The organism is Reichenbachiella sp. 5M10 (assembly GCF_002742335.1).
Lineage (GTDB): Bacteria > Bacteroidota > Bacteroidia > Cytophagales > Cyclobacteriaceae > Reichenbachiella.
Genome location: NZ_MDGR01000007.1, coordinates 4,159,839 through 4,186,065 on the forward strand (window position 1 = coordinate 4,159,839; position 26,227 = coordinate 4,186,065).

Here is a 26,227-nt window from a genome sequence, read left to right on the forward strand (position 1 = left end):
TCTATTCACTTTTTTCAAAAACTTTTATGGAATCCCAATCGAGGCTGCATCCTATGGTCAAATGTTTTACCAAAAAGTTAAAATCATGAGACAAATAGCCATTATCCTTTTCGCCCTATTGGTAGGTACAGCTGCCCAATCCCCCACAACGAACCGTACAATCCAAGGTCGCGTCACTGACGCTGCTGACGGCCAACCGATCGCAGGGGTCACAGTCATCATCAAGGGTAGTTCTACCGGAACCATCACCGACATAGACGGCCTTTATGCTATCTCTGTCCCTTCGGACAAAAACTTCTTGACTTTCTCTTTCATCGGGTATGAGACACAAGAGGTTGAAATCAAAAATCAAAACACCATCCATGTCAACTTGCACATGGACTCGTCTCAGTTGGAAGAGTGTGTCGTCATAGGCTATGGCACAGCCAAGTCTCGCTTGTTCAACAGCCGCACCAAAAAAGCCATGGCTGCCCCCATGTACTTTTCTGATAGAGAAGCCAACATACAACACAACACGGAGGACTATGATGCCATCGAAGAAAACATCTTTCATATGGCGCAAAACAAACCGCTCTCGACTTTCTCCATCGATGTGGATGCTGCGTCCTACAGCAACATGCGTCGCTTCATCAACAACGGTCAAAAACCACCCAAAGACGCCGTGCGAATCGAAGAAATGATCAACTACTTCAACTACGACTATGCCGAACCGATAGGTTCTGATCCTTTCTCAGTCAACACCGAAATCTCCACTGCCCCATGGAACGAACAGCATCAACTGGTGCACATCGGCCTGCAAGGAAAAAACATCCCTACAGACGATCTACCCGCTTCCAACTTGGTATTCCTACTAGATGTATCTGGTTCGATGAGCGACCCAAACAAGCTGCCTTTGTTGAAATCAGGCTTCAAACTACTCGTGCAGCAACTACGCCCACAGGATAGAGTCGCCATAGTCGTCTATGCAGGTGCCGCTGGGGTGGTACTGCCCTCTACGCCTGGCGATGACAAAGAAACCATCATTCGTGCCCTAGACAATCTAGAAGCAGGTGGCTCTACAGCTGGTGGAGCAGGGATCAACCTCGCCTACAAAATCGCCCAAGACCACTACAAAGAGCACGGCAACAATCGCATCATACTTGCAACCGACGGAGATTTCAATGTCGGAGAATCCAGCGATGCAGGTATGCAGCGACTCATTGAGCAAAAGCGAGAAGAAGGTGTATTTCTCACCGTACTTGGTTTCGGGATGGGCAACTACAAGGATGCCAAAATGGAAACCCTCGCAGACAAGGGAAACGGCAACTATGCCTACATCGACAATATCTTGGAAGCCAAAAAAGTCCTCGTCAACGAATTTGGCGGCACACTATTCACCATCGCCAAGGATGTCAAAATCCAAGTAGAATTCAACCCCGCCAAAGTCCAAGCCTACCGGTTGATCGGCTATGAAAATCGTGCCCTAGCAGACGAGGACTTCAACAACGACAAGAAAGATGCAGGCGAACTCGGAGCGGGTCATACCGTCACGGCTCTCTATGAAGTCATCCCTGTAGGTATCAAAAGTGAATTTAGTCCCGTAGACCAATTGAAATATCAAACCGTAGAAACAACACCTGCCGCACAGCAAACCGACGAGCTCATGACTGTCAAACTACGCTACAAAGCCCCCAAAGGCAACAAGAGCCTCTTGATCGAACACCCGCTACTTGATCATGCCATCTCATGGGAACAAACCTCGGACAATTTCAGGTGGTCAGCCAGCGTAGCGGCATTTGGCATGATCCTCCGCGACTCAGAGTTCAAAGGAGACGCTACGAGCCAGCAAGTACTCTCATGGGCCAAGGCCTCCAAGGGCAAAGACGAAAACGGCTACCGCAGTGAATTCATCCATCTAGTGACGAGCTTTCAATTGATGATCATGTAACAAAACGACATAGCGGCTATCTTCTAGGCATTTCACTTAATTTATACAGGCCAATACAAGTTTGGCACAGGGCTTGCCTATGCTCTATCGAGTTTTAGATTACAAATTTCATAGTTTATAGTCCAGCCGGGACTTATAGATTAGTTGATTGGTTATGTTTTGAGTTTGGCCCTGATGGACGCTACCATCAGGGCTCTTTTTTTGTCTCCGATTTAGCGTCCGCCTATCTTTTGCCCAAGCCATTACCTATATCATTCTACAACAGGGCTTTAATCCGCACTCCCACAACGTTCGAGTCCGTATCCTAGTTTTTGATTGCAAAAAATCATAAATTAATCTATTAGATATATGGGCAATTTGATTGATATTTGAGATTATGAAGCAATACGTACTGGCATTAGACCAAGGAACGACCAGTTCGAGAGCTGTGGTTTTCGATCAAAATGCAAAAATGATCGGAATGGCTCAGAAAGAATTGAAGCAAGTATTCCCGAAACCAGGGTGGGTCGAGCATGACCCTAAAGCGATTGCTAAGGATCAAATCGAGATGATCTACGAGGTACTCAAAAAGACCAAAGTAAGCATCAGTCAAGTCGCCACTATCGGTATCACCAACCAGCGTGAGTCTGTAGTCGTTTGGGAGAAAAAGAATGGCAAGCCGATCTACAATTGTATTTCATGGCAAGATACCCGCACCGACCTCATTTGCAACGACCTAAAAAGCGATGAAGAAGGGTTAGAGTCTTACATCAAAGAAACCACAGGGTTAATTCTCGATCCCTATTTTTCGGCAACCAAGCTCCAATGGATTTTGGACAATGTCTCTGGCGCCAGAAAAAAAGCAGAAAATGGTGAGCTCCTATTCGGTACCATCGATACTTGGCTCATTTGGAATTTGACTCAAGGCCAATCCCACATCACGGATTTTACCAATGCCTCTCGTACCATGTTATTCAACATCGTAGAGCTAAAGTGGGACGATGAACTCTTAGAGAAATTCAACATCCCACGAGAGATGTTGCCCGACGTGACACATTCAGGTTATTATTTTGGCACAGCCAAACTCAATGGGGCAGACATCGAAATCACTGGAGTTGCTGGTGACCAACAGGCCTCCCTGTTCGGTCAAGGCTGCATAGACCCAGGGCAAGCCAAAAACACCTATGGAAGCGGTTGCTTTATCTTGATGAATACAGGAGAGGAAATCCAGTATTCAAAAAACGGATTGCTCACTACAATTGCATTGGGCTTCAACGGCAAGATTGACTATGCACTTGAGGGCAGTGTATTCGTAGCAGGAGCCGCCGTACAATGGCTCAAAGATGGTTTAGAAATCATCGATACGCCAGACCAGACTGAATCGATCGCCAAAAAAGCCAACCCTGATTCAGGAGTATATGTGGTCCCAGCTTTTGCTGGACTCGGTGCTCCATTTTGGGATATGTATGCTCGCGGAGGGATGTTTGGCCTGACCAGAGATACCACGCAAAGCGACATAGTCAAGGCCACTCTCGACTCCATGGCCTACCAAACCCGCGACGTGCTGCAAGCCATGGCAGCTGACTCAGGTCTCAAAATCACTGAGCTCAAGGTCGATGGAGGAGCCAGCGCCAACAACTACCTGATGCAGTTTCAGGCTGACATCATGGGTATTCTTGTCGAAAGACCTTCGAACATAGAGTCCACTGCTCTAGGTGCAGCCTACCTCGCAGGCATTACCGCCGGCATCTGGAACAAAGACACGATCTTCAACAAAAAATCCATCGACAAGACCTTCAAACCGAAGATGGATACATACACAAAAGATAAACTCTATGAAGGCTGGCACAATGCCGTCAAACGTTGCATGAACTGGGCAAGGTAAAATTACTCCTCCCTCCAATCCACTCCAGCTGCCTTTGCCAAAAAATGGAATTGTGAATCGAGAGATTTCTTATCTCTCGATTCAGCGATGAGTTCTCGCTTGCCATCTATGCGCGCATAACCTCGATAGACCGTATAGCGAATCGTGTTGGTGCCTCCTCGAGAGTTGAGCTGCTGACTCACTTGTGACGAATGCACCGTGAGTTCATCTAGCTGCTCATAGTTCACGACGCGATTTTGGACGATTCCTGCCATGAACGTGATTTGGCGTGAAGCCAAATCCACTTCTACTGTCGTCGATCCAAAAGCAAACATGAACAGAATAGCCAGCCCGAAGAACAAAAATGCCGCAAAAATACTTGTGCCCATCGTCAACACACCTGCCAGGAGCAGAGCATAGCCCAAATACTTCATTTGAGGCATGAGGTCATCTTCTAAGCCAAATTTAAACTTTTGATTTGCTGTGGAGGCCATGATTCAATATTAAGCAATTATTCGATGACCACCTTGTACTTGCTCAGCAGTCCTATCGCTCCTTCCCTACTGAACTTCGCCCCCTTGAGGCTGTTATTCTCTGGGTCCAATGTATAACCGTAAGCCGTCCGAAAATCGCACTTGATCAGCACACTGCGATCAAACACGGCCTGATTCAAATCACAATCCCTAAACGCCGATTCGGTCATATCTGTCTGCGTAAAATCAACTTTCTCCATCTTACAATTTTGAAACAGCGTCTTTTTGATCTTCAATCGAAAGAAAGAAGTGAAGTCAAGCACACATCCTTCAAACTTGAAATCCAATAAAAACGGATTACAATCCCCAAAATGAAGCCCCATCAATTTGCAATCTTTGAATCTCACCTCTTTGAAAGCCGTATGCCCAAGTTTGGACATACTGAGATCACAACCTACAAAATCTGTATTCGAAAAACTATCACCTGAAAGATCTAAACCCGAAAGGTTGCAGTTTTTGAACGTGCAGTCTACATACTCCCCATTTTCCCATGATTCAGCACCAAAATCGACAGCCGTATAAGCTTGTTCATCAAAATATCCGTCACTCATTCTTATTACTCATTGAAAAAGTAAATATGTGGCCATTCATCAAAACATAAAAACCGAATTCCGCTTTGAATTTTCAGCTTTTCACGTCCTTTTCTAATAAAAAAGTTACCCCTTTCGCCTAAAACATATTCTATTCACCAAAATCACCTTCTCAAGAAGACGATTTAAACCCAACTAACCCGAACCTTTTTTCTAAAATATTGTTAGAAAACATACCTTCATGTGACATGCACCTAGAATACAAAGAAAGACAACTCAGTGCCTACTTTAGACTCAGCAATCAGCTGGATTTGATGACAGAAAACCTTGTGATGAGCAAAGGTCTCAACCACTTGTTTTGGAATCAGTCTACCAGTACCATTGAACTTGAAATCAATCATAGACAGGTCAAACTAGCTCCTAATCACATTACTACTGCGACTGAGCTTCAAAATGTAACTTTCAATACCCGAGACGTACAGATCACTTGCCTTTCTTTCAATAGGGAATTCTATTGTATCAAAGACCACCAGGAAGAAGTATCCTGCAATGGCGTCATATTCTACGGCACACAGGACATCCCGCTGATCCATCTAGATGAGAGCGAAAGCCAAAAGATGCAAAGCCTATTCGAGGTATTCGAAGAGGAGTTCGACACAAAAGACGTCATCCAGGGAGAAATGCTCCAGCTACTACTCACTCGACTCATTATCAAATGTACTAGGCTTGCCAAGGCACAGCTTATCATAAAGCCTAATATCCAAGATGCCTCCGATATCATTCGTGCCTATACTGCCTTGGTCGACAAACATTTTCGTGAGATGAAAAACATAGCAGACTATGCTGATCTATTACACAAATCTCCCAAAACACTATCAAATGCATTTTCCAAACACAGTGACAAGACTCCTCTTCGAGTCATTCACGACCGGGTGATCCAAGAGGCTCAGTACCAGCTGTTGAATAGCAACAAAACGGCCAAGGAGGTCTCGCACAGTCTGGGGTTCGAGGATGCATCTGCTTTCAACAAGCTTTTCAAAAAAATCACAGGCTGTGCCCCCATAGATTACAAAAAATCGAAGAAAAAGCTCACTTAGGGAAATATTGACCATTCGTCGGGAAAACATCACCATGACCTAATCGGTGATTCGCTGTTTATATACTCAGAAACAATTTTTTGAAACACTAAACACATAAGACAATGGCTAATTTAAATCCAAAAACAAGAGAAGAAGTATCAGCAAGCAATCAAGCAATTTTTGATCAACTGAAAGGGACTCTTGGTTTCGTACCAAACCTATATGCGTCCTACCCACATGCCGAGGGAGCACTCGGCGACTACCTCACTCTGAGCAATAGAAAAACGTCTCTATCCAATAAAGAAAAAGAAGTAGTGAATCTAGTTGTCAGCCAGGTCAACAACTGTGACTACTGTCTAGCAGCACACACAGCAGTATCTAAAATGAATGGGTTCTCAGATGAGCAGATTTTAGAGATTAGAACAGGTCGCGCAACATTTGACAGCAAGTTTGATGCCCTAGCTCAATTGGTGAAAAATGCATCTATCAACCGCAGCAAAGCAGGTCAAAGTGCAATAGACGCTTTTTTTGCAGCAGGATACACCAAAGAAAACCTAGTAGATACGATCATCCTCATCGGTGACAAAACCATCAGCAACTACCTGCACGGTTTCGGTCAGTTCGAAGTGGATTTTCCTGCAGCGCCAGTACTTGAGGCTGCTACGGTTTAACCCTCCTAATCATACAGTCACCTATTGATCCTAATCAATAGGTGACTGTATTTGGTTCTTCTGTACGAATTTAGCCTTGCCCACATACACTCTTTCTTTCCCATCACCCTACCTGTAGTATAGCTCTCCGAGACCTATATGACCCCCCTATGGTAGAACTCTTTCGGATCAAAATCAAGCTCTTGTTTTTTTGACTCGAGTCAAAAAATCCAACCCTGCAAAAGAGTTGTCTGCGATAATTGACGCTACACGCACCATTCCTTTGATTTGACACTACATTTTGATAGTTTAGTAAGCATTCCCAAAATGACAAAAATGTATGTATAGCTCATTCTTCTAAAATGTCTTTGAAGTCATTTTTTGCATTTGTTCTTTTTCTGTATTTCACGAATGTGACAGCAGCCGAGAAACGCTTGGCGCTAGTCATCGGCAACTCTGCCTACCAGTACGTCACAGCACTCAACAACCCCACGCACGATGCACATGATATCTCAGACAAACTAAGTAAACTGGGGTTTGATGTGATGACCTACACGGATCTAGGACATGATTCGCTCATCTCGGTGATGAAAACCTACGGCAAACGACTCAAAGACTATGAAACGGGGCTCTTTTATTACGCCGGTCATGCCATAGAGATCAGTGGCAAAAACTACTTCGTACCTATAGACGCCAAAGTCTCGTCCATAGACGAAGTGACCACCGAGAACGTACCTGTCAACGGGCTAATCCTTGCGATGAAATACTCCTATTGCAAAACCAAAATTGTGATCATGGATGCTTGTCGCAACAACCCCTTTACCTTCGCCGAGTCAGACAAGATCAGTGGTGGACTGGCACTCATGGACGCCCCCCAGGGGTCTATCATTTGCTTCTCCACCAGCCCTGGCAAGACCGCAGCTGACGGCTCGGGCCGCAACGGACTCTATACCGAAGCGATCCTCAAGTATATTCAATCGCCCGGCTTGGAGATCGGTGACCTCTTTCATCAGGTGCGCTCTTATGTACTGAAAGCTTCTGACAAGAAACAAATCCCTTGGGAAACTACTTCACTCACAGAACCCTTTGTTTTCAACGTCATCCCTGAAATGAGCCTACAAGTGCGCATCATCGAAGGAGAAAGTGTCACATTCGAAGGCTTAGGTTTTTTGCATGCCCAATCCAATATCAAGGGTGTCACATATCAATGGTTTGATGGCGACAAGGTCCTCAAAAACAATGCTACATTAGAAGTCCGAAAATCTGGCAGATACCATGTCCGGGCTGTGAGTCCTCAAGGACAAATCTCTAGTTCCGAAGAAATCATCGTTCGTGTCAATTCGCTCGTCAAACCAAGTGTACGAATCGTCGAAGGCAATCAAGCCTCCTTTGAGGGGTTTGGTACGCTACATGCTCAAACCAATACGTCGGGGACTTTTGCCTGGTATCGAGATGGTGCCAGGGTCAACGAAGGTCACGACTTGATGGTCTCTGCCTCTGGCAACTACAAGGTAGAGTTGAATACCTTTGATGGACGAAAGACAAGCTCTGACTTCATCAAAGTAAAGGTTTCCAAACCCAGCGTATCCATCATTCTGCCACAGTCGGGTCTTTTTCAATCAGGAGACTACTCACTACAAGACGTCCTCTCAAACATCTACAATTGCACACTATATACCACCGCAGACCAAGCAAAGCCTACCGAAAAACGAACCGCCAAACAGCCGCAGCTCACCTTGCTATCAGACCCAACAGAGCACGTACTCGACCCTACACTGAAACTCATCATTCCGCTCTATTCTCAATACATCGGAATCTATAGCAGTCCCGACGCAAAGACTGTCCAGATTGCTTTCGTACGAGAACAAGACCAAGATTTAGTTCCGCTAGTTCAAAAATTCTTGCAAAGCGACATTTCCTTCATTCCAATCTCCGCACAAAAATTTGAAAACCTGCTGCACAGCGAGGCATCCAACTACCTATTTCTATATGGAGCCCAAAGCTTACAAAACATGGAGGGCTTTCAGCAAAAGTATCTGCTCACCTCACATACGGAATACTACGCACCATCCACCATCAAACAATTACAGGAAGGAGCACTCCGAATCAACACCTATTTGGCCGCTCCCGAAAATATCAAGCTGGAAAAAAACAACCTAAAGGCCGTCCAACAATTTTTCGCACTGAGAGACAATCAACCCTATTTTGATTTTTCGGTGGCGTGCCAGTCCATCTTAGGAAGTACAGATTTGACTTTGCACAAAGCCTTGTTTACTTATTTGAATCAACACCCCAACACTTGCCGCTAAACATTGAAAACATTCCCTAAAATATTGCTCTCTCTACTGCTATGCTATGCTTCCGTACCCACATGGGCTCAGTTTGGCTACCTCACAGGTACCGTCTCGGACAAATTTGGCCCTTTGGCAGAAGCCAGCGTCACCCTCGAAGGCACGCCCTACGGTATCCATACCGATGTGCAGGGCTACTACGCCTTCCAACTAGACACAGGCACCTACCTCATGGAAATCAAAAAACCTGGGTACAAAAGTGTACTGCATCAAGTGATCGTGCGCGACTATGAAAGTACCGAAATCCTCGTAACACTGGAATCTACAGTCCTAGAGCAAGATGTCGCTTCTGGCTCACTTTCCAAAGTACTCGTACGTCAGATGGAATCCTCTGTACCCATAGATGTGATCACGGGCCAGCAAATCATGGACACCAACCAGCCCAATTTGAGCGCTGCACTGCACTACTTGATCCCGACCTTCTACAGTGTCGATCAGACCATCGCTGACGGCACGGACTTTGTCACTCCTGCATCGATGCGCGGACTCAGTCCCGATCAAGTATTGATCCTTGTCAATGGCAAGCGCCGACACAAAAGTGCCCTCGTACATGTCAATGGGACCTTTGGTCGAGGAGCCGCGGGTACCGATCTCAACACCATACCGATGATCTCCATCGAACGCATCGAAGTACTCCGCTATGGAGCTGCCGCCCAATATGGGTCAGATGCAATATCGGGCGTACTCAATATCGTCCTCAAAGAAGAAACTGGCGAAGCACACTTTCAAATTGATCTAGCAGGCACTCAAGGTGGAGACGGACAAGTGGAAAAAATAGCTGGCAACTACGGGTTCAGTATGGGAGGCAAAGGGTTCCTCAGCTTTACTTGTGAGTTTCTCAACAAACAAAGTATCAACCGATCTGGGAACTACACAGGTATCATCTACGGAGACAGCCGTGATCAAGACCCTGTCGCACGAGCGACATTTTTTGATCAAACCGGTTTGGAAATGGATAAAATCATGAAAGTGGGCGGAGCTTCTACCCAAAATGCCAACCTCACATACAACGGCAGTTTCAAACCAAAAGAAGACATGGAGCTGTATTTTTTTGGAGGAATCAACTACCGCAAAGGCAGCTCCACAGGCTACTACCGCCTGCCCTACGACAGTGCCAAAGTGGTACACTACATCTACGAAGAGGGCTTCTCACCAGAAATCAGCCCAGACATTTTAGACAAGACCTTCGTTCTGGGCGAAAGAGGAAAAATCAAAGACTGGTATTTGGACTTCAATGTCAATCTCAGCGAAAACACCTTTGACTACACCATCAACAACTCGCTCAATGCCTCTCTAGGTATCGCCTCTCCACTAACCGTATATGCTGGAGGATTTTCCTACGGCCACAAAATAGCCAGCATCAATCTGACGCGACGGTTCGAAGCAACTATACCCGTCAATGTTTCCTTTGGTGCGGAGTACAAGCTAGAGAACTTTAGCATACGCAAAGGAGATGAAGAGTCCTACTACAATGGAGGAGACACGACCAACTATGGCCAACCACGCGAAGTAGGATTTCAGGTATTTTCGGGGTTCACCCCTGAAAATGAAATCCATAAACTCCGCTCCAATATTGCGGGCTATCTCGAACTTAAGGGAGACCTCACTCCAAAGCTGGAAATCATCACTGCTGCGCGACTAGAATCGTATTTCAACCATTACGGACCCAACATTAGTGTCAAAGCCACAGGACGATACAAGTTTTCGGATTTACTCATCCTGCGCGGGGGGTTCAGTACGGGATTTAAAGCTCCTTCTCTCCACCAGCTCTACTACAGTCGAATCAGTACACAATTTGTCGACGGTCTCGCCACCCGAGTGGCCAACTACAACAACGAGAGCACATTGGCACGACTGTTTGGGATCGACGAACTCATCCCCGAAACCTCCAAAAACTACAGCATAGGTGTGACCTCCCGCCCGTTTAGAAATTTTTCTACCAGTTTAGATTTTTATCGAATAGATATAGAAGACCGTATCGTACTGACCGGGCAATTCTCAGGAGATGATGACCCTATTTTTGATCAAGTTTTTGATGTACTAGGGGTGCAATCCGCCCAATTTTTTGCCAATGCTGTCTCTACCGTCAGTTGGGGATTCGACTACTTTTTGGCCTATCAGCTCATCCGAGATCATAGCAAACTCGACCTATCCATTGGGTTCAACTACTCAGCAACAGACGTCACAAACATCAAGGCATCTGGTATCCTCAATCAAGCACCTGTTGAACTATTCAACCGCGAGGAAGTCGCTCGTTTGGAGTCCAATGTCCCCAGGTCAAAGCTGATTTTTGATGCCAAATACTCTCTCAAGCGACTCTCAGTCAACCTGCGCAACACCTACTTCGGCATAGTAGAGTACAAACATCCCGATGATGGTGACCCTGCCAACTGGCCCATCAACCAGTATACAGGTCAGGCCCAATCACGAGATCAACTTTTCGCTTCTAAGATCATCACTGATCTAGATGTGACGTTCCAGATTACACCACACGTATTCGTATCCACAGGGGCCAACAACCTATTCAACGTCTACCCAGACAAGCAAAACCACTCCGCCAATGTCGAAGAAGGGCGTTTCGTATATAGCCGTCGTGTTCAGCAGTTTGGTGTAGCAGGCGCGTACTATTTTGGTCAGTTGATATTCAAGATTTGACAATGCCTCCAAAACCCACGCATGTCTCAAAACAGAAGCAGTCAAAGCGGCTAGGGCCGCTTTGACTGCTAGACATGGCTTAGACTTGGCTCAAGCCCCCGTCTACCTCTAGTTCGACACCCGTGATGAAAGACGCTTCGTCAGAGGCTAGAAACAAGACTGTCTGTGCCAACTCCTCCGAAGTTCCAAATCTACCGAGAGGCACCTGTTGGGCAAATCCTTGGCTCATCCCTTGAAGTTCCGCTTCACTCATACCCATCTTGCCATAGATTGGCGTATCTATTGGCCCAGGCGCCACGCTCACTGCGCGAATCTTCTTCGCTTGCAGTTCGTTGGTCAACACTCTAGAGAGTGAGCGCATTGCAGCCTTGGTCGCAGAATACACGCCTGACCCAGGGAAGCCCTTTTGACTCACGATCGAAGTATTACCTATGATCACTGCCCCTTCGCTCAGATAAGGCAATGCGGATTTGATCATAAAAAATGGCCCTTTGACATTGGTATCAAACTGCTCGTCAAAAAACTCTTCCGTCATCTCAGCAATTGGCATAAACCCTGCTATGCCCGCGTTCAAAAAGAGAATATCAATGTGACCAAATTGCTCCACAGTCTGCTCGATTGCACGTGTACCAGCCCCTATATCTTTTACATCAGCTAGTACGGCTATCACATCCCCTCCGATTTCTTTGACCGCAGTATCCAGAGCTTCTTGTCTTCTACCTGTAATCACGACTTTAGCTCCCTGTGCTACAAATAACTTGGCAGTCGCCAAACCGATACCGCTATTGCCTCCTGTGATCAATGCTACTTTGTTTTCTAATCTACTCATAGTTTTGGTTTTATTTGAAATGATTGATCCAAATAACGGGATTATGAAACGAACGTTTCAGATAAGGACAAAAAAAATCAGAGTTTCTCCAATATCAACTCCACCAGTCCATCCAAGTCATTGGAGTCCGACAACAAAACCGCTGTGACTTGCAGCCCTTGCAAACTTGCATACAGGTACAACGCTAATAAACCTACATCCTTTGACGGGTCAATCTGATCCATTTGCTGCGCTGCACGAATTTTTTGAGCAAACACCTCCAGTAGACCGTCTTTATTTGCTTTGAGCATTTTTTGTATACTCCGATCCGTATTCGCCAACTCCGTGGTGCAATTGGAAAGAAAACAACCCCGCTGCTCTGCATCCTGCTTGATGTTCGCAACCATCGAATAAAAAAAATGATGTATGGACTGTATTGGGGATAAATCCTTCTCAAAACTAAGCGCTGCAGTTTGAGATTGCCACTGCTGATAGTGACGCAAGGATTCTTCAAAGAGCTGATGCTTGTCTCCAAAACTATTGTATAGACTGGAGCGGTTGAGTCCCGTCGCATCGACCAAATCTTGCATCGACGTAGCGTGATATCCCTTTTTCCAAAAAAGTTTCGTGGCTACATCAAGCACTTGGTTGCGATCAAATAAAACAGATTTTGGCATATCACTGATGAACGACTCAAATTTAGAGAAAGTTTCGGAGCCTAGTCAATACCACCAGCAAATTAGCCTATACGATATGGTCCGAATTGTCTATCTGCCGGATGACCTTGGCAGGATTGCCCGCCACGAGGACATTGTCAGGCACATCCTTGGTGACCACTGAGCCTGCACCAATCACCACGCCATTGCCGATGGTGACCCCTGGACAGATGATCGCTCCCCCTCCGATCCAGACATCATTGCCAATGCTGACCGGTTGACCGTCTTCGAGCCATTCGGCACGGGTCTTAGCATCGAGTGGGTGAGAGGCAGTATAGATGTGAACATTGGGGGCCAAGAGCACATTATTTCCCAATCGAACCTCACACACGTCTAGGATGCAGCAGTTGAAATTCATGAAGACCTTGTGACCCAACTTGATGTTGTAGCCATAGTCACAGTAGAAGGGCGGCTCGATCCACATCCCCTCTCCAGCCTCACCAAAAAGCTGATAAAAGAGTTCGTTGCGTTCGGCTTTGCTTTCTTCTCCCATCGCGTTGATTCTTTGAAAAATCAACCTTGCCTCGTGCCGGTCCTTGTCGAGTTCGGCATCCGAAGCATCATACAGCTCTCCAGCGAGCATTTTTTCCTTTTCCGACTTCATTTTCTAGATCTTTCGGCGATATACACCATGAAATGCCACCGACACCCTGCGTTCATTGGCATCCAGAATCTCCCACATCTGACTCACGGTATTGTTGTCGATTTTGGTCCAAGTGATTCGGTCATAGTACCACGAGATTTTTTTGCCTCGCTTCAATCCACTCTGGAGCACCATACTCCCATCCTTAAACTCTCCTGTGAGATTCAGGTTCGACCCTCCACTGTCCAGCCAGAGCTGCTTCCACGTGGACTCCTCTACATCATAGTAATTGAAACTCCTACCTGTCACGCCAGATGCGCCGCTCCATTCCTCACGAACAATGCAGTCCTTCTCCATCTTGGTCACCGAACTTTGCCCCAACACTTTGTTTTCCGGAGAGGAGACATTCCACTCTCCCAACCAAAAATCAAACTGCCCGTGCTGTACCGTACAACACGCACACGAAGATTGAGCAGAGGTCACTACCCAAGAAAAGAAGAAAAGTAAGGTGAGAAGAGTAAGGCGCATAGCTATTGAGTGTTTTAGTTTTTTTCAAAATACTAAAACACTCCTATTCTGCCAAAATTTTTAGACGAGTACGTCCTTGGTTCCTACCAAAGACAAATCAAACAGGCATTTCCTCAGCCTGTTCGACCTGCTTCTTTTTCTTCTTGATGAATGGGCGAATGATGAGACGTGTCCCTCTATCATAGGTGAAATAATTCCATACCCAGTTGCTCATAATGACGAGCTTGTTTCTAAACTCAACAATGAGCACGAGGTGAACGAACATCCAGGTAAGCCAAGCCAAAAATCCCCCGAACTTGACTTTCCCGTACAATTCGGTCACTGCTTTGTTGCGACCGACGGTTGCCATCGTGCCCTTGTCCATATATTTGAAAGGCTTCCAAGTGCTCTTTTCCAAGCCCTTGTTGAGGTTTTTGGCCAAAAGATCTCCTTGCTGAGTCGCCACAGGTGCGAGCATCGGATGTCCACGCTGGAGCTCTTCGCTTTGCATGGCTGCTACATCTCCGATCGCATATATCTCATCAAAACCTCGGACCTGGCTGTATTCATCGACTTGATAGCGGTTGTCTCGAGTGACTGTGTCATTCATGCCTTGCAGCGCATTTCCATTGACACCTGCTGCCCATATGAGTGTCTCCGATGGGATCGTCATCCCGTCATTGAGTACGACTGTCTCTCCATCAAATGACTTGACGATCTTTCCTACATAGAGATTGACATCAAATTTCTTGAGGTATTCAAATACTTTCTCTCCAGACTTCTGAGACATCCCTCCTAGGAGCCTATCCTGCCCTTCAATGAGATAGATCTGCATCTTGTTGAGGTTCAGCTCTGGAAAATCTTTGGGCAGTACTTTCTTCTTCAGCTCTCCCAACGCCCCTGCCACCTCTACTCCTGTCGGGCCTCCTCCCACAATCACATAGTTCATGAGACGCTGTACCTCTTGCTCGTCATTTTTAAGCACTGCTTTTTCGAAGTTTTGCAGAATCTGAGAGCGAAGATTGAGTGCATGGGGCAACTGCTTGAGAGGAAAAGCACGTTGCTCAAACTCCTCATTGTTGAAGAAGTTGGTAATCGAACCACAGGCCAATACCAAGTGATCGTATCGAAGTTGACCGATATTGGTCTCTACGATTTTTGCGACAGGATCCACATTTTTGGCAGCTGCCATGCGAAAATAAAAATTCTTCTTCTTTTGAAAGGTCTTACGCAAAGGCCCTGCAATAGAATCTGGCTCCAATCCTGCCGTCGCGACTTGATAGAGCAGAGGTTGGAAAGTGTGGTAATTGTAGCGATCCAAAAGCACCACTTGGTATTTTCGGGTATCGATGTTCTTGACGAACCTCAGTCCACCAAAGCCACCGCCGATGATGACGATTCGTGGTAAGTCAGACTTGGGAATGTTGATTTTTTCGAGTTGGTCTGTTTGGACTGTAGACATAATACTTGATGGATAATCGGCAATTGATTTTTATGGACGCAAAGGTACATCCTTGATCCATTTAATACGTAATTGACCAAACAATGATCTTCTGGTTTGAGAATAAAAAACACTTCGTAAAGAATCAAAATATTTGCTGCCTCGATACAAAACGAAAAAAGCCAGTGAGATGCTCTCACCGACTTTAACCTACTTATTCCAAATGTATCCTATGCTTCGACGGCTACCTCTTCACGCAGTTTTCTTGCCGCGTTGACGAGATGCTGTAGCGCCTGCTTTGTCTCTGGCCATTGTCGAGTTTTCAGCCCACAATCTGGGTTGACCCAGAGGTTACCTACGGGCAGCAGCTCACTCGCTCGGTGGAGCAACCTTTCGATCTCTTCTTGACTCGGTACACGTGGCGAATGAATATCGTAAACGCCAGGCCCGATCTCATTGGGATACTTGAATTCGACGAAGGCATCCAATAACTCCATCTCCGAGCGTGAAGTCTCGATGGTGATGACATCCGCATCCATGTCTGCGATGCTATCAATGATATCGTTGAACTCCGAATAGCACATATGCGTATGGATCTGAGTGTCATCCTGCACACCACTTGCTGAGATACGAAAACACTCCACTGCCCAGTCCAGATATCTCTTCCAATCTTCACGCCGGAGAGGCAAGCCTTCGCGTATCGCCGGCTCATCAATCTGAATTACACCTATACCTGCCGCTTCGAGATCACAGACTTCATCACGAATGGCCAAAGCAATCTGTTGACAAGTTGTAGCTCTAGGCTGGTCGTTTCGCACAAAAGACCACTGCAGTATCGTCACTGGGCCTGTGAGCATTCCTTTGACGGGCCTATCGGTCAGCGACTGAGCATAGGAGGACCACTTGACCGTCATCGGCCGCCTCCTATATACATCTCCAAATATAATCGGAGGCTTGACGCACCTTGTCCCATAACTCTGCACCCAACCAAACTGAGTAAACACAAACCCCTCGAGCTTCTCTCCAAAGTACTCTACCATATCGTTTCGCTCAAACTCTCCGTGAACGAGTACATCCAGACCTACCTCCTCTTGGAAACGAATCGTAGCTTCGGTTTCCTTCTGTATCAACTGGTCGTATTGACCCTGAGTCAGGTCTCCTAGTTTGAACTTTGCACGCCAACTACGTACCTCAGGAGTCTGCGGAAACGACCCAATGGTAGTCGTCGGATAAAGCGGCAATCGCAACTTGGCTCGCTGAAGCTCCTGACGGGACAGAAATGAAGACACTCGCTGACTGTGTGAAGGAGCAAGACGTTCGACTCTTCTCTTGACTTTAGGTTCATGAATGAACCCCGAATTCTTTCTTTCCTCATTGGCTTTCTTATTCGCGACTAGCGCTTGCAAAACATCCTCTGCTTTGACCCCCAAAGCCAAAGCCCTGAGTGTCACCACTTCATCGACCTTCTGCTTGGCAAAAGCCAACCAACCTTTGACTGCATCAGGCAATTGTGTAGCGTTGCTCTCCAGGTCCAGGTCACAAGGGCTATGCAAGAGCGAACAAGAAGTCGCTATCCAAACACGCTCCGAACCTAACTGCTGCACCGCTTGCGCAATCGTCGACAAAGACGACTGAAACTCATTCTTCCAGACATTGCGACCGTCTACCACTCCAAGGGAAAGGATGAGTTGTTCGTCCAATTTGGGGGAAGCCAACACATCTCCCAGCTGAGCCGAGCAACGAACCAAATCCAAATGCAACGCATGAATTGGAAGCTCCAATACAGTCTCCAAGTTGTCTCCATAGCATTCGAAATAACTCGTCAAAGTAACTTCAAGCCTCGGGAAACGATGAGAAATCTGAGTATAAGTCTGTGTAACGGCATCTCTTGCCGCGTCATCGAGATTGAGCGCCAAGCACGGTTCATCAAACTGGATCTGTGTCACACCAAGATCAACCAATTGCTCGATCAAGTCGAAATAAACAGGGAGCAACTGATCCAACAAGTCCAAACGGCTAAACCCTGATTCCTTCTCCTTGCCCAACAAGAGAAAGGTCACCGGAGCAATGAGGACAGGCCTCGTCTGTACCCCCAGCTCCAATGCTTCCTTGTACTCCTCGACGACCTTGGTTGCGTCAAGATCAAAGGTCTGATGTTTGACGAACTCAGGCACGATGTAGTGGTAATTGGTGTCAAACCACTTGGTCATCTCCATCGCGGTGATATCATACCCGTCACGTTGTATCCCCCGAGCCATCGCAAAATACAAATCCAAACGAGAGGATTCCTCTTTTACCTGTTGGTAACGAGACGGGACACACCCCAAAGTCAAGGACATATCCAGTACCTGATCATAAAAAGAAAAATCATTGGATGGGATATGGTCTACACCCGCTTCCTGCTGGAGCAGCCAGTTCTGTTTGCGAATGTCTCTACCTGTTTGAAGCAATTCGGCATCTGATATGCTCAGCTTCCAATATTTTTCCGAAGCTCTTTTTAGTTCTCTTTTACTGCCTATTCTGGGGTAACCCAACACACTGGTTTTCATAATTTTATAAGATTAATTTTCCCTACAAAACTATATATCAAGATTAATAACCCGAATTATAAATTATATTTGGTGTTTTATTCTAACATATATCGCATTCAAAGAGAGTAATTTTATCAAGACATGATATACAATACCCAAACAGAAAATAATTCTAGTCACAAACTTGACGAAGTAGACCTCCACCTCCTCGATCTACTCCAAACGCAATCCAACATGACCACCAAAGAGCTAGCCAAACGTGTCAATTTGTCTCCAACTCCTGTATTCGAACGAGTCAAGCGACTCGAAAAAAACGGATACATCAAAAAATATATCGCCGTACTCGATGCGGACAAACTGGATCGAGGGTTGATTGTGTTTTGTCACATCACACTCAAGCAGCACACCAAAGAAATTGGCAATCAGTTCGTAGAAGAGATCACCGCCCTCAAGGAAGTCACCGAATGCTACAACATATCAGGGGACTATGACTTCCTACTGAAAGTACTCGTCAAGGACATGAAGCACTACCAAGATTTCGTGTTCAACAGTCTCGGCTCGGTAAGCAACATCGGTAGTGCCCACAGTACCTTTGTGATGAGTGAAATCAAACACACACATGCCGTCCCGCTGGCTGATTGATTATGCTCAACTTATTCACCACACACACGTAATAACCGCTTTACTCAAAACCCATTCATTCACCAAACATGAATCCACATCTCCAGCACGACCTAGACCACTTGAGCGAACTGCTCGAGTCGGTCAAAAACCAAAGTTTAGGCTTTCTCAACCGACTCAATGACCGCCACACCTCCAACTCCCATGACCATACTACCGACGACTCCATCAGCCTAAACCCCAAAGGACTCGGAGGACAAGAAACCCTGAAACTATTCAACCAAAGGTTTGAACCCTACCTTGTCGGGTCTTCTGGTCCCAGGTACTGGGGGTTTGTGACAGGGGGCTCCACACCTGCAGCGACCATGGGTGATTGGCTTGCGACGGTCTTTGACCAAAACACCCAAACCACCAAAGGCCAAGGAGATGTCTCTGCGAGCATTGAAGTCGAGACAATTCAACTCCTATTGGATCTACTTGGTTTACCTCAAAAATTTTTTGGAGGGTTTGTCACGGGTGCTACCCTCTCCAATTTCACCTGTCTAGCCACTGCCAGACAATGGATTGGCAAGGAGCTCGGGAAGGACTTTGCCAAGGAAGGCCTTTCTCAGCCCATCCAGGTGCTGAGCGCTACGCCACATTCCTCTGCGATCAAATGCCTGTCTATGCTCGGCATAGGGAGTCAAAATTTAACCCAGATCAAAACCCAAGCACAAAACAGAGAAGCCATTGACCTAGACGATTTAGAAAAAGAAATCCTTGCGCTACATGGCGCTCCATTTGTCCTAATTACCAGTGCCGGCACAGTAAACACGGCTGACTTTGATGATTTTGCAGGGATCGCTTCACTTAGAAAAAAGTACCGGTTTTGGTGGCACGTCGATGCGGCTTTTGGGGGCTATGTCGCCTGTTCTCCCAAGTACCAACATCTCGTCAAAGGATGGGAATCTGCTGATAGTCTCTGCATCGACAATCACAAGTGGCTCAATGTACCCTATGAAAGTGCCTTCTTTCTCATCCTAAAGAAACATCAAATGGAGCAAGTAGAGACCTTTCAAAATTCCAATGCCCCCTATTTAGGTGATCCAATGGAAAATTTCAATTACCTAAACTTCTTGCCCGAAAACTCCAGAAGGCTCCGAGCACTACCTGCCTGGTTTTCGCTCAGAGCATACGGAAAAGAAGGCTACCAAGAAATCATCGAAAACTCCGTGGACCGAGCGAAACAACTGAGCCACAACATCGAAGAGAGCTCAGACTTTGTCCTGCTCGCACCCACCCGACTCAACAATGTATGCTTCACACTGACTGGAGACGAAAACCAACACAAGGTTTCACGTTTCCTCGCGGCGATCAATGAGACAGGCAAGGTGTTCATGACTCCTACAGTCTATCAAGGCAAACAGGGCATCCGTGCTTCATTTGTCAACTGGCGAACGACAGATGCAGATGTGACCCTCGTCTTTGAAATCATGACCACAACCGTACAAACTATCTAATCGACAAACCTGTGCTGTTGCGACACAAAAAGGCCGCTGAGCAAGATGCTGAGCGGCCTTTTCGGTTTTGTACAGTTCTGTTCTTATTTTTTGGCAGGGATGGTGACTTGTACAGTCACGTCAGGCCACAACTTAGATACACCGTCGGACCCTTTGTGTAAGAGTTCGCATACACTATTGAGCGAATCAATCGCTGCAGCACCATTCCAGTTGGTCACATCGATAGAGGTAGTCAATACCAATGTAGAGTCGCTGGTGATGTAACTAAACGGAACCATGTTAGTCGTATCGTTCATCATCAATTCGACTTGGCCCTTGCCCCCTTCTGCAGAGACGATCGTCCCAGTGATCGCCGGCGTATTGAACACTCCAAAGAAGGACTCTTTAATTTTTGGATCTCTTGTTGCTTCGTTGGAATCTACACTAGCCGTGTTGATTGAGAACATGCCGTTGGTCAATACAGTTTCTACTGACCCTGCTCCTCCTGCCGTGACATCAACTTCATTGAACGTACCGGATACGCCTACTCTATCCGTGAGTTTGAATGCCGTCCATTTGACCTGAGCTGCAGCAACATCATATACTACCGCAGTAGCTTCTTCTGATTTTTCTTCTTGTGCTTTTTTGGGTGAGCACGAATACAGCGCGAATAGCGCCAAAATAACTGGGATACAATTTTTGGTTTTCATACGATTGTTTTTGAATGTTGACCAAATTTAACACTTTGACAGAGGGGAACAAGACATATACGTAGTTATCCGTGGCTATCGCGCGAAACTCCAATCTAGAGACAACAAAAAAGAAAACCTTGTCACTCGAGACTCGTCACGGCAACCGATCGTCCCTGCTCCAACTCGTGGAAGTAACTCCACACTCTGAGGCGATACGTAGCAATCTGTACGACCACACACATCCTTCAAAAAATATTCTAATATCTGATTATCAGTTATTTATGAGTTTTTTAATGCATTGGCACGGGATTGTATATATAGCTATCAAACAAATTTAAAATTCACTTTAAACATTTATAATCATGAAAATTGTAAGAAATTTATTCGCCTCATTGATGTTGTCTTTCGCTGTAGCTGGTGCTGCTTTTGCTCAAACTCCTGAGCAAGTCACTCCTGCTGATCAGGATACAGAAATGCAAACCGAACAAACCAACAAAAAAGCCATCGCGATGGAAGAAGTACCTGTCGAGGTACAAGAAGGTCTGGAAGATACCAACATCCAAACCGCACAAGTAGAAGAGGTCTATCAAGTAGAAGCTACTGACGAAGTCTTGTACGAATTCGTTGTGACAATCCAAGATGTCAAATGGGCTATCCAGTTTGATGATCAAGGAAACTATGTCAACAAGACTGCTTTGAGTTAAACTGCTCTCATTTAATTAGTATATTATTCCCCTTTTGTGAAAGGAGCCGATGCGTCGGCTCCTTTTTTTTACGTCTATATCCTTGCTTACGTTTTGTACGTAGGATAGCATATCTCCAAATTTTGACAAACGAACAACGGCAATTTTCTATATTTGGACGAGAAACACTTGCATACCCTTATTATATGGCCAAAATCCTAGTTGTAGACGATGACCCTTCATTCAACGAAATGTTGTCTTCCTATTTGCGCAGGCAAAACCACGAAGTAGAGCAAGCCTTTTCGGCACAGTCCGCGCTATCGGCTTTCAAAAGCCAAGTCATCGATTTGGTCCTGACGGACTTCAAGCTACCGGGTATGGATGGTCTCGAACTCATCCGAACCATCAAGGAAGAACGTGCAGACATGCCGGTCATCCTCATCACCAACTACTCTGATGTACGTACAGCGGTCACCTCGATACAGCTCGGGGCTTTTGAGTTCATCACCAAACCCGTGAACCCAGATGAGATGCTACTGACCATCGGTCAAGCGCTCCAAGACAAAAAATCACCCAAGCCCAAACAAACAAAGGCTCAAGGCACATCGACAGATTCCCCAACATACGTGATCGGGTCGAGTCCTCAGTCCAAAGACCTCTGGCAACACATGCAACTGGTCGCTCCTACCAAGATGACTGTCCTCATCTTGGGAGAAAGTGGTACCGGCAAAGAATATGCTGCGAAGATGATTCATGAAAAAAGCAAGCGTGCCAAAGGGGCTTTCGTTGCACTAGACTGTGGTGTCCTCTCCAAAGAGCTCGCCGCTAGCGAACTATTCGGTCATGTCAAGGGGGCGTTTACAGGTGCTACACAAGACAAAAAAGGGGCTTTTGAACACGCCAATGGGGGTACGATATTTCTAGACGAAATCGGCAACCTGCCCTACGAAGTACAGGTACAGCTACTCCGTGTCATCCAAGAGAGAAAAGTACGTCTCGTCGGGAGTGAAAAAGAAATAGAAGTGGATGTACGCATCATAGCGGCCACCAACGAAAACATCGCAGTGACAGGCAGCCAAACAGAATTCAGAGCAGATCTCTATCACCGACTCAACGAATTCGAATTGAAAATCCCAGCCCTGCGTGAACGCAAAGAAGATCTGGGAGAATACATCGATTTATTTTTGCGTCAAGCATGTGATGAACTAGACCGTGAGGTCTCCGGTCTAGATGCAGCTGCAGAAGCCATCGTCACCAAGTACTCATGGCCAGGCAATCTCCGCGAACTCCGAAACGTAATCAAGCGTGCCGTATTGCTGAGTACAAGTGAGTTCATCACACCTGCACAACTACCCGGTGAGCTCGCTCACGAAACCAGTATCCCTGCACAAAACGGTCACGAGGACCCAGTGACTCCAACCCCCGAGCCTCCAGAAATGGACCTCAAAGCGCTGCAAGAAAAAAACGAGAAACAGTTGATCATCGAAACCTTAGAAAAAACGAGATACAACAAAAGCAAAACAGCCAAAATGCTCAATATAGATCGCAAAACACTCTACAATAAACTCACGAAATATCAAATCGAGATTTAAGATCCTTCTTTAGATTTTCGAACACACTATACAAATCAGGCAGTAGATCTGTAGCTGTAGACACAATACGATCGGTCTGGCCTAACTGCTCGTGGAGTTCAATACTCGCCAATGATTCACTAATGGACGATAGTCCGAGATTATCATAAGTCGTCTTCATTTGGTGGCAAAGCTCCCCGAGCTGATGCGTATCTTGCGCGTTGAGATATGCTTCATATTCAGCCAATTGCCGCTGGTTGTTTGCTAGCAGTGACGACAGCAGGCGGTGAAAAGTCTCCTCATCGTCTCCAGCAAAACGACGAATCACCGAAAAATCAAACACTCCCTCACCAGAAATACTCGTCACCGTTTCTGATACCTGCTCTTGATCCACTGGCACAAAATACCCCATAAGTATCTGCTGGATATCCTTCGTCTCATATGGTTTGCTATACACCTCGTCAAACCCCTCCGATTTGAGCTCCGTCAACTTATCGGTCTGGACATGTGCCGTCAAGGCGATCACAGGGATATGAATGTTTCGCTTTCGGATTTCTCTCAAAAACTCCACTCCATCCATACCTACCATTTTGATGTCCGAAAACACCAAATCCATCGAGGTTGGATACTCATCAAAATAAGCCAAAGCCAACTCAGCGTCTTGAAAAACCTGTACCTCATCGACATGTTGCAACAGTACTTCACGCAGCAAGGTACCATTCCAGTCGTCATCCTCTACCACCATGACTCTCACGGCAAACTTGACTCCTACGGGCACTTTCATCATATCATCGTTTTCCTCCTCGCCCCCCTCAACAAATGGCAATTTCAAACGCACCTCAAAAACCGACCCTTTACCCAATTCGCTCGTCAAGCTAATCTCACCTCCCATGGCCTCTACCAAACTCTTGGCGATCGAAAGCCCAAGCCCAGTGCCTCGGTAATTTTTGGATTCGGTATTGACCTCTTGGGTAAACTGGTCAAAAATGACCGGTTGCATTTCATCAGAAATACCCGTGCCCGTATCTGTCACCGTCATGGTCAGTGCCATTGTTTCACCCGTTTGCTCTGCCAGTACTTGCAGACGGACATGCCCCTCTTTGGTAAACTTGATGGCATTGCTCAGCAGATTAATCAAGACTTGTTTGAGTTTGACTGAGTCGCCGAGCAAGTACCAATCACCCAGGCCTGAGATATCGGCATAGAGCGAAATCCCCTTGGCCTCACAAGCTTTGCCATAGACCGTTTCGAGTTCGTCGATGAGTCCGCACATATCAAAGGGCTCCTCCTCAAACTCAAGCATACCAGACTCTATTTTGGCCTGATCGAGCACATCATTGATGAGCTCAGACAGGTAGTCATTCGAATAGCGAATGGCCCGCAAAAACTTGGCTTGCTTATCGGTCATAGAGGTCTGTCCGATAAGCTCTGCAAAGCCCTTGATACTCTGCAAAGGGGTCCGGATTTCGTGACTCATATTGGAAAGAAAGTCCTCTTTGGCTTGTGCCAATTTTTCCGCACGGATTTTTTCCTTTTCTAGCTGAGCCCTATAAAAATAGGCCCCAGTAATGTCTTTGAGAATCAAAAACAAAAAAGCTCCACTCATAAGCAGCCCCACAAAACCAATCGAAATAATGAACATCGTAGAACGAGCGGCCTTTTGTGTAGCTAGCTCATTGCTCACCTTGGATTCTTGCTTTTCTTTTTGCTTCAAAGCAAAAATGATCGACCGAATGTTGGCAATGAAGGCCATGTCTTGACGCAGCATGGCCAACTCCTGGGCAGACATCTGCCGCTTTATTCTTTTCTCCTTCTTGAGCACCTCGGTGAGAATAGTCTTTACTTCTCTCAAAGTCGTGTCGGCATTGGCTCCCCGTACCACACTGGTGTCTATCCGAATGACCTTGGACATTTGGAGTTCCTCGCCATGGACCATGACAGTATCGAGGTATGAGTTGTCCCCACCGAGCATTTTTCGAAAAAACCCTTTGACCCCACGATAATCATCCTCCACTACTTGCACCTGCTGACGCTCCGTCGGAACAAACTCCCCCTCAAAAATCTCCTGACGCAGCAGCTGCTGCTCTGTGACCGTCGAATCATTCAGCTGCCTCTGGATTTCATCCAATGCTTCGCCGGTAAAAACAGCTTGCTGTCTTCTGTTTTTGATTTTGAGAAAGGCCTCTAGGTTTAGCAACTTGGTCTCAAACAACGTTTCCAATGAATCCACACGAGCATATTGCACACTGTCTTCCCTGAGTCTGTTTTTTAGCCGATGTATTTTATATTTGGCATACTTGCTATGTAGCAAGTATTGCTTCTCCATGTTTGGGTCACCGCTGAGTATATAGGATTGAATGTTGTTTTCTGCCTCCACGATCTCCTGAAACGTCTCATTAATCAACTCGACACGATCGTCTGGCTGACTCAACTGATCGATCGACTGTGTCAGTCCCACAAAACTCTCGTAGCTGGCAAAGCAGATACACCCCGTGATCACTCCCGTGATTAAAAATAAGACCCATACTTTGCGCTTGGTCTGAGTATCGGTTCGATTGCTATGCTCCATAGGTTACTCGCCAGTTTAGTGAACTTCAACGCAAATTATGATTTTGCTCCTCACACTCCACAAGTTTATTCAAGAAATCTCCACTTGGGCTATTTCCAATCATTTGAATACAACCTACTTTGCCCAATTTTGGCTGTATACCCAATGTACGTCACGGCATCAAAAAGGTCCACTTCTACTCGCTATGCGAAGCGGTGAAGCAAACCTGTGCATTGGAGTAAGCTCCTTGGTCTACATGTTTTTGTTCTACTGCATCGAGTCCTGGTTTACTGTATAGTGATGTTGACCTGTATGTATCACGGTTGCTATAAAGCCTAACCATTTCATCAACAATTCCTGTTTTTACTCGCAAAAACACGCAAAACTCAGAAAAAAAAATTTGTGCCAAATCATGGCTATCTCGCCTATCTCTTGGATTTGAAAGATTCAATCAACACAATAATTTTCATTAATTAATAT

General features: G+C 46.1%; 20 protein-coding genes. 10 read left to right on the forward strand and 10 right to left on the reverse strand.

The window, feature by feature from the left end; all coding sequences use genetic code 11:
* The first annotated feature begins 85 nt into the window (after positions 1-85).
* On the forward strand, positions 86-1,927 hold the full coding sequence (locus tag BFP72_RS16900; protein WP_099600830.1) for a VWA domain-containing protein: 1,842 nt from the start codon (positions 86-88) through the stop codon (positions 1,925-1,927).
* Between the two features lie 376 nt (positions 1,928-2,303).
* On the forward strand, positions 2,304-3,791 hold the full coding sequence (glpK, locus tag BFP72_RS16905) for a glycerol kinase GlpK (protein ID WP_099600260.1): 1,488 nt from the start codon (positions 2,304-2,306) through the stop codon (positions 3,789-3,791).
* A gap of 2 nt (positions 3,792-3,793) precedes the next feature.
* Here glpK and BFP72_RS16910 read toward each other — a convergent pair whose 3' ends face one another.
* Complete coding sequence (locus tag BFP72_RS16910; protein WP_099600261.1) at positions 3,794-4,264, reverse strand: hypothetical protein; 471 nt, start codon at positions 4,262-4,264, stop codon at positions 3,794-3,796.
* 17 nt (positions 4,265-4,281) lie between these two features.
* Positions 4,282-4,854, reverse strand: coding sequence for a pentapeptide repeat-containing protein (locus tag BFP72_RS16915; RefSeq protein ID WP_099600262.1), 573 nt, complete (start codon positions 4,852-4,854; stop codon positions 4,282-4,284).
* Between the two features lie 227 nt (positions 4,855-5,081).
* Between BFP72_RS16915 and BFP72_RS16920 the strand changes: the two genes are divergently transcribed.
* The 4 genes from BFP72_RS16920 to BFP72_RS16935 all read left to right on the forward strand — a co-directional run bounded on the left by BFP72_RS16920 (position 5,082) and on the right by BFP72_RS16935 (position 11,568).
* Positions 5,082-5,930 (forward strand): AraC family transcriptional regulator, encoded by an 849-nt coding sequence (locus tag BFP72_RS16920; protein ID WP_099600263.1) that lies wholly within the window; start codon positions 5,082-5,084, stop codon positions 5,928-5,930.
* A 104-nt stretch (positions 5,931-6,034) separates the two neighbouring features.
* A complete protein-coding gene (locus tag BFP72_RS16925) occupies positions 6,035-6,583 on the forward strand; it encodes a carboxymuconolactone decarboxylase family protein (protein ID WP_099600264.1) in 549 nt (182 codons plus the stop codon).
* Between the two features lie 341 nt (positions 6,584-6,924).
* On the forward strand, positions 6,925-8,871 hold the full coding sequence (locus tag BFP72_RS16930) for a caspase family protein (RefSeq protein WP_099600265.1): 1,947 nt from the start codon (positions 6,925-6,927) through the stop codon (positions 8,869-8,871).
* Between the two features lie 3 nt (positions 8,872-8,874).
* Positions 8,875-11,568, forward strand: a complete 2,694-nt coding sequence (locus BFP72_RS16935; protein ID WP_099600266.1) for a TonB-dependent receptor — start codon at positions 8,875-8,877, stop codon at positions 11,566-11,568.
* 79 nt (positions 11,569-11,647) lie between these two features.
* On the opposite strand, the gene BFP72_RS16940 is transcribed toward BFP72_RS16935, so the two are convergent.
* From BFP72_RS16940 to metE, 6 genes are all read right to left on the reverse strand, one after another.
* Positions 11,648-12,397 carry a glucose 1-dehydrogenase gene (locus tag BFP72_RS16940; protein ID WP_099600267.1) on the reverse strand — a complete coding sequence of 250 codons (750 nt, stop codon included), beginning with the start codon at positions 12,395-12,397 and terminating at the stop codon, positions 11,648-11,650.
* A 77-nt stretch (positions 12,398-12,474) separates the two neighbouring features.
* The gene (locus BFP72_RS16945; protein WP_099600268.1) at positions 12,475-13,053 is read right to left on the reverse strand and encodes a TetR/AcrR family transcriptional regulator; all 579 of its coding nucleotides are present in this window, start codon (positions 13,051-13,053) and stop codon (positions 12,475-12,477) included.
* 67 nt (positions 13,054-13,120) lie between these two features.
* Entirely contained in the window at positions 13,121-13,696 is a 576-nt protein-coding gene (locus tag BFP72_RS16950) for a sugar O-acetyltransferase (protein WP_099600269.1), read from the reverse strand.
* Positions 13,697-13,699: 3 nt separating this feature from the next.
* On the reverse strand, positions 13,700-14,203 hold the full coding sequence (locus BFP72_RS16955) for a hypothetical protein (protein WP_099600270.1): 504 nt from the start codon (positions 14,201-14,203) through the stop codon (positions 13,700-13,702).
* A 97-nt stretch (positions 14,204-14,300) separates the two neighbouring features.
* On the reverse strand, positions 14,301-15,644 hold the full coding sequence (locus BFP72_RS16960; RefSeq protein ID WP_099600271.1) for an NAD(P)/FAD-dependent oxidoreductase: 1,344 nt from the start codon (positions 15,642-15,644) through the stop codon (positions 14,301-14,303).
* 209 nt (positions 15,645-15,853) lie between these two features.
* Entirely contained in the window at positions 15,854-18,172 is a 2,319-nt protein-coding gene (metE, locus tag BFP72_RS16965) for a 5-methyltetrahydropteroyltriglutamate--homocysteine S-methyltransferase (protein ID WP_185123735.1), read from the reverse strand.
* Between the two features lie 123 nt (positions 18,173-18,295).
* Between metE and BFP72_RS16970 the strand changes: the two genes are divergently transcribed.
* Both BFP72_RS16970 and BFP72_RS16975 read left to right on the forward strand, forming a co-directional pair.
* On the forward strand, positions 18,296-18,796 hold the full coding sequence (locus BFP72_RS16970) for an Lrp/AsnC family transcriptional regulator (RefSeq protein WP_099600273.1): 501 nt from the start codon (positions 18,296-18,298) through the stop codon (positions 18,794-18,796).
* Between the two features lie 68 nt (positions 18,797-18,864).
* Positions 18,865-20,274, forward strand: coding sequence for a pyridoxal-dependent decarboxylase (locus BFP72_RS16975; protein WP_099600274.1), 1,410 nt, complete (start codon positions 18,865-18,867; stop codon positions 20,272-20,274).
* 83 nt (positions 20,275-20,357) lie between these two features.
* Here BFP72_RS16975 and BFP72_RS16980 read toward each other — a convergent pair whose 3' ends face one another.
* Positions 20,358-20,963, reverse strand: coding sequence for a YceI family protein (locus BFP72_RS16980; protein ID WP_099600275.1), 606 nt, complete (start codon positions 20,961-20,963; stop codon positions 20,358-20,360).
* Between the two features lie 344 nt (positions 20,964-21,307).
* Here BFP72_RS16980 and BFP72_RS16985 point away from each other — a divergent pair, with 344 nt between their 5' ends.
* Both BFP72_RS16985 and BFP72_RS16990 read left to right on the forward strand, forming a co-directional pair.
* Positions 21,308-21,649 carry a hypothetical protein gene (locus BFP72_RS16985; protein ID WP_143520112.1) on the forward strand — a complete coding sequence of 114 codons (342 nt, stop codon included), beginning with the start codon at positions 21,308-21,310 and terminating at the stop codon, positions 21,647-21,649.
* A 185-nt stretch (positions 21,650-21,834) separates the two neighbouring features.
* Entirely contained in the window at positions 21,835-23,220 is a 1,386-nt protein-coding gene (locus BFP72_RS16990) for a sigma-54 dependent transcriptional regulator (RefSeq protein WP_099600277.1), read from the forward strand.
* Here BFP72_RS16990 and BFP72_RS16995 read toward each other — a convergent pair.
* Positions 23,195-25,768, reverse strand: a complete 2,574-nt coding sequence (locus tag BFP72_RS16995; RefSeq protein ID WP_099600278.1) for an ATP-binding protein — start codon at positions 25,766-25,768, stop codon at positions 23,195-23,197. The two genes, BFP72_RS16990 and BFP72_RS16995, sit on opposite strands and share 26 nt — an antisense overlap.
* Between the last annotated feature and the right edge of the window lie 459 nt (positions 25,769-26,227).